This is a genomic window from Pinirhizobacter sp. (assembly GCF_035317885.1).
Lineage (GTDB): Bacteria > Pseudomonadota > Gammaproteobacteria > Xanthomonadales > Rhodanobacteraceae > Pinirhizobacter.
This window is the reverse complement of the sequence record NZ_DATHFX010000094.1, coordinates 1-5,846: the sequence shown is the minus strand read 5'-3', so window position 1 is coordinate 5,846 and position 5,846 is coordinate 1. Positions and strand designations below refer to the sequence as shown.

General features: G+C 63.8%; 3 protein-coding genes. All 3 read left to right on the top strand.

The features are described 5' to 3' along the window. On the top strand, positions 1-1,996 hold a 1,996-nt coding region (locus VK519_RS02950), incomplete at its 5' end, for a beta-N-acetylhexosaminidase (RefSeq protein WP_324347515.1). A 99-nt stretch (positions 1,997-2,095) separates the two neighbouring features. Further along, complete coding sequence (locus VK519_RS02945) at positions 2,096-5,287, top strand: TonB-dependent receptor (RefSeq protein ID WP_324347513.1); 3,192 nt, start codon at positions 2,096-2,098, stop codon at positions 5,285-5,287. Continuing rightward, positions 5,284-5,846, top strand: a 563-nt coding sequence (locus VK519_RS02940; RefSeq protein ID WP_324347511.1) for an APC family permease, incomplete at its 3' end; no start/stop codon positions are given. The genes VK519_RS02945 and VK519_RS02940, both read left to right, overlap by 4 nt.

Here is a 5,846-nt window from a genome sequence, read left to right as displayed (position 1 = left end):
CTATCGCATCACAGTGGATGACGGCGGCATCGTCGTCACCGCACGCACGCCGCGCGGTGCGTTCTACGGTAGCGTCACCCTGTGGCAACTGCTCACCCCTTCAGGCTGGACGCATGGCGCCCCGGTCAAGGTCGCCCACGGCACGATCGATGACTACCCCCGCTTCGCATGGCGCGCCATCCTGCTCGACTCCGGCCGGCACTTCCAGGACGTCGCCGACATCAAGAAACTGATCGACTGGATGTCGCTCAACAAGATGAATGTCTTGCTCTGGCACTTGACCGAGGACCAGGGCTGGCGCCTGGAAATACCCAAGTATCCGGAGCTGACGAAAATCGGCGCATGCCGCAAGGCGGTGGGCCTCGACAGCGAACTGACCGGTTCCACCGACAAGCAGTATTGCGCCTTCTACACCGAGGCGCAGGCGCGCGAGATCGTGCGCTATGCGGCCGAACGCTACGTGGACGTGGTGCCGGAATTCGATATTCCCGGCCACTCACAGGCGGCCATCGCGACCTATCCACATCTGGGTGTTACCGGCAAGCGTCCGCCGGTGTGGACCGACTGGGGCGTCAGCCCCTGGCTGCTCAAGCCCGATGAAAAGACATTGCGATTCGTCGACGACGTGCTCGATGAACTGATGCGGACCTTCCCGTCGCGATACCTCTCGATCGGCGGCGACGAAGCCGACAAGCAGCAGTGGAACGCGTCGCCGCAAGTGCGTGCACAGATGCAGAAGCTTCACCTGGCGAATATGGACCAGCTGCAGGGCTGGTTCACCAACCAGGTCGCCGGCTACCTCGTCAGGCATGGGCGAACGCCGGTGGGCTGGGATGACGAACTGGTCGCCGGCGCGACGCTCCCGGCATCGGAAGTGGTGATGTCGTGGCACGGGGACGACAACGAACGCGTGGCGCTGGCGGCCATCAAGCAAGGCCACGACGTGGTCATGACGCCCCAGGAGTCGCTGTACTTCGATCACTACCAGTCCGCGCTTCCCGATGAATGGGCCGGGCCCCCACCCGCGGCGACGTTGCGGCAAGCCTACGACACGATCGTGATCCCGGAAGGCGCGAGCGCGGCCGAGGCCAGGCACATCATCGGCGTGCAGGGCGGCCTGTGGACCGAACAGATGCTGACCTTCGCGCACGATGAGCATGCGGTATTTCCGCGCATCGCGGCGCTGTCGGAACTTGGCTGGTCGCCCCCGGGAGCGCATGACTGGAACGGCTTCCTGCAACGCATGCCGGCGGAACTGGCACGTTACCGTGCACTCGGCATCGGTTACGCGGACACGGCGTTCGCGCCGGCCTTTGATGTGACGGCGGAAGATCTAGGCAGTTATCGGATCGAGCTGTCGAACCAGGTGGACTTCGGCTCGATTCGATACACCACCGATGGCTCGGACCCGACCAACCAATCCGCGACATATACCCGGCCGCTCACGCTGACGGGCAATACGACTTTGCGTGCAGCGACCTTCGCACCGGATGGCTTCGAACTTGCCGCGCCACGTACGCAGATGCTGGGCGAATCCATTTCGCTCAGCCGAGACAGTAGCGCGCTTGCCACGTGCTCCCGGCAGGCCGCCTCACGCCTTGATGGCAGCAGGCAGGCGCAGGGAGCGAGGCCGGTCTACTCGGTCGACATCGGCAACGCGTGCTGGCTTTGGCCGCGGGCACCGCTAAGCGGCATCACGCAGGTCGCGCTGACGGTCGAGCGCCTGGCATGGCGCTTCGGTGACGAAGCCAGGGATTCGGTGGTACGCCGCGCGTCCAGCGCGGCGGGTGAATTCGATATCCATGCCGACTCCTGCACGGGGCCACTCGTAGCCCGCTTGCCGCTGGATGGCGCGGTGCAAGGCAAAGGGCAAGTACGTCTTGTTGGAAAGGTTGCGATGCCGGCGGGGGCCGGCGTTCGCGACCTGTGCGTCTACACCACCGGCGATCCACGCGATGGCCAGTGGGCGATGGCGCGAATGGCGTTTTCGAAGTAAGCGGCAAGCGGGGCTTGAGTTCCCGCGCCGTGGCATTGAGGGGAAAGGCCTTCTCGTGAGGCCATGGTCAGGCAGGCAACACCAACGAGGGTAATGCTCATGTCCACCGTACTTCGCAAGCATCCGCTGTCGTGTGCCATCACCGCGTCGCTCTTTGCCGTTGTGTCGGCATCCGCCACGGCATCGACCTGGGCCGATACCCAGCCCTACAACCTGGCCCCGCAGGCCGACACGGCGCAGGCCACACCTGCGACGCCGCCACCCGACACCGGGAAAAACGGTGCGAAGAAGGACAAGGACGCCGTCACGCTGTCGACCGTGGTCGTCACCGGCGTCCGTGCATCGCAGATGCGCGCCATTGACCTGAAACGCGACGCGCCGAACATCCAGGACAGCATCACGGCGGAGAACATCGGCGCCCTGCCCGACACCACGATCACCGACTCGCTGCAGCGCGTCACTGGCGTGCAGATAAACCGCGAAGCCGGCGTGGGTACATCGGTGGACGTGCGCGGCCTGCCCCAGGTGGGCACCATGTTGAACGGTGAAGTGTTCATCACGGCCGACCAGATCGACTCTCAGCAGCCGGACTTCGCCATGCTGCCGTCCACGCTGTTTCACGGCGTAGACGTAGTCAAATCATCCACTGCCAACGAGACCGACGCCGGCATCAGCGGCGCCATCGACCTGCATACCTATCGTCCCTGGGATTTGCCCAGCGGATTCACCTACAGCTATTCGGCGGACGGGGAGCGCGGCAAGACCAGCCAGCATTTGGGGCCCGAGGCCAACGGGCTGATCTCGTTCAACGACCACGGCCGTTGGGGCCTGTTGATCGCCGCCGATTTCTCCAACACCCGGCGGACCAGTTCCACCGAGGGCCTGGACCAGTATGGCGTGGTGCTCAATGGCGAGAATGCGGCCAGCGCCGGCGGTTACAACGGCTTCCTGACCCCGTGGAACGGCGCGCCCATACCTTCGCAGATCATGCAGAACGCCGACGGGAGCGTCGATGTGAACCACGACGGCAAGTCCAACGGCGTGTTCATGGGCAGCCAGGACATCGGCCTGAACCAGATCACCACCCAGCGCAAGCGCAAGTCCGGCAATGCGTCGTTCCAGATGGATATCGGCAACGGCTTCAGCCTGACCAGCGACTACTTCTACTCGCAGCAGCGCCAGTACGATCGTAACGTCGGCATCCAGTTCAACTCCACCAACTGGCAGGGCGCCACCTACGTGCCGCTGCAATCGCGCGACACGGGCCACCCTGCCCTCGGCTCATATGGCACGCCCGAGCCCGGCTGGGAAGGCAGCAACCTCTACACCACGCAGGTCTACCAGAAGTGGCCGGGCGACGTGGAGTCGTACTCGTCGATCATCCAGAAGAGCTCGGTGGCGAAGAATTTCAACCTGCAGCTGGACTACGACGACGGCGGCCCCTTCACGGGCACCTTGCGCGGCATTCGTGACACGGCCTGGCAGTCGAACCAGGAGACAGACCTCAACATTTCCGATTCGGACGGCGCCCTGTGGCCCAACGTGCTGATGGACGGCGTGCCTGACGATGCCGTTCCCCCCGGTACCATGGTTTACCCGGCCCAACTGGGCGGCAACCGCGTGTTCAACGCCAACGGCATTCCGCAGAACACGATCCCGATCACCGCCGATTTCCGTGGCCGCTACATCAAGGTCGGCCTGCCCGGAGCCCTTGCCTCCGATTTCGCCAATCCCAACGGCTGGACGATGAAGACGCTTGAATCGTCCGGCGACTACGATCGCCAGGTGGCGTTGAACGCCGTGCGTTTCGATGGCAAGTTCGATTTCCAGGACGGATTCAAGCTGGAGTTCGGCGTGCGCAACAGCATCCGCAGTGCTGACAACAACGGCTGGACGCTGGAAACGCCGGTGTACGCGGGCATGGGGGCGAGCGACCCGGGTGGCTGCCTGGTGCGCTACGTCGGTGCCGACGTGGTGTTGAACAGCGGCTCGTGTACCGCCGGCAACGACCAGGGCTACTTCCGCGCCGGGCCGCTGTCCGCGCTGCAAATGCCCAATACCGCGGGGCCGCTGTCGAAGAACTTCAAGCAGTACAACAACCTCCTGGGTTCGGGCATCAATTTCTGGGCCGTGAACCCGGACGCCCTGGTCGATCCCATCTCCTACTGGAAGTCGCTCTACCCGGAAACCCAGCAGGTGGCGGAGCCCGGGACGACCTGGGGCGTGCGACTGAAGGAACTGTCCGGTTACCTGCAAGGCGACTTCGAGGGTGACCTTGGCAGCATGCGCTATAGCGGCAATGTGGGCGTGCGGCTGATCCGTACCAACCTGGATGTGTCCCAGCACTTGAGCGGCGACCCGGGCGCGTACGGCAATGAACCGCTGGATGTGGGCATTGAAAAGACCAACCGCCGTTACCAGGACGTGCTGCCGTCGGCCAATTTCTCGCTGGACATGACCGACAGCCTGAAGCTGCGACTGGCCTACTCGAAGAACATGATGCCGCTGGACCTCAGCACCTGGGGCGGCGGCTTGCAGCTGAACTACAGCCTGAGCGAAACCCCCACCGGCCCGATCTTCCGCGTCGCCAATGGCACCTCGTCGGGCAACCCGGACCTCAACCCCTGGCGTTCCAGGAACTTCGGTGCTTCGCTTGAGTACTACATCAACCCCACCAGCATGCTGAGCCTGGCGCTGTTCCGCATCAACGTGGACAGTTTCATCAAGAACGGCAGCGTGACCAACTGTACCCTGCCGGATGAGGACGGCGTGGTCCGCGATCACTGCATCGTGATTACCGAGCCCGTGCAGGGCACCGGCAACAGCATCCATGGCGCGGAATTCGACTACCGCCAGGGCTTCACCTTCCTGCCAGGCTTCCTGTCCAAGACGGGCATGGAGGTCAATGCCACCTACGCGCCGAGCAATTCGGGCGAGAAGGACCTGGCCGGCAAGCGAATTCCCTTCCAGGACAATTCCACCAAGTCGGGCAACTTCATCCTGTGGTACCAGGACGACCGCTTCCAGGCGCGCGTGGCGTACAACTACCGGTCGCGTCGCGCGGTGATGGACAGCGTGGGCGGCATCACCGGCATGGAGATGTACGAGGCGCCGCAGAAATACCTGGATGCATCGATCTCGTACAAGCTCAGCAAATACGCGGAGATCTTCCTGGACGGCACCAACCTCACCAACGAGTACCAGCGGTACTACCTGGTGTGGCCCGACCAGCCTGGGCACTCCACGTTCTCCGAGCGCAGCTTCATGGTCGGCGTGCGGGGCCAGTGGTGAGCGGAGCACCCCCGGCCGGTCGCGACAACGCCTTCCATCGCTCCATCGGGGTGTTCTCGGGCACCGCGATCAACATGACCCAGATGTGCGGCATCGGGCCGTTCATCACTATCCCGATCATGGTCGCGGTGATGGGCGGCCCGCAGGCGGTGATCGGTTGGGTGGCCGGCGCCGTCCTGGCGATGGCCGACGGCCTTGTCTGGGCTGAACTTGGTGCGGCCATGCCGGGTTCGGGCGGAACGTATGTGTATCTGCGTGAGGCGTTCCAGTACCGCACCGGCAAGCTGATGCCGTTCCTCTTCATCTGGACGATGTTGCTGGCCATTCCCCTGTTGATGTCCACCGGCATCATCGGCATGGCCGAGTACCTGGGGTTTTTCTTTCCCAACCTGGGTTGGTGGCCGGTGCACCTGATCAGCCTGGCGGCGACCGCCGTCGTCACCTGGCTGCTGTACCGCCGCATCGAATCGGTCCGCATGATCACCATTGCCTTGTGGGTGATCATGCTGGTCTCCGTCATTGGCGTGGCGGCGGCGGGCTTTTCGCACTTCAACGCGAG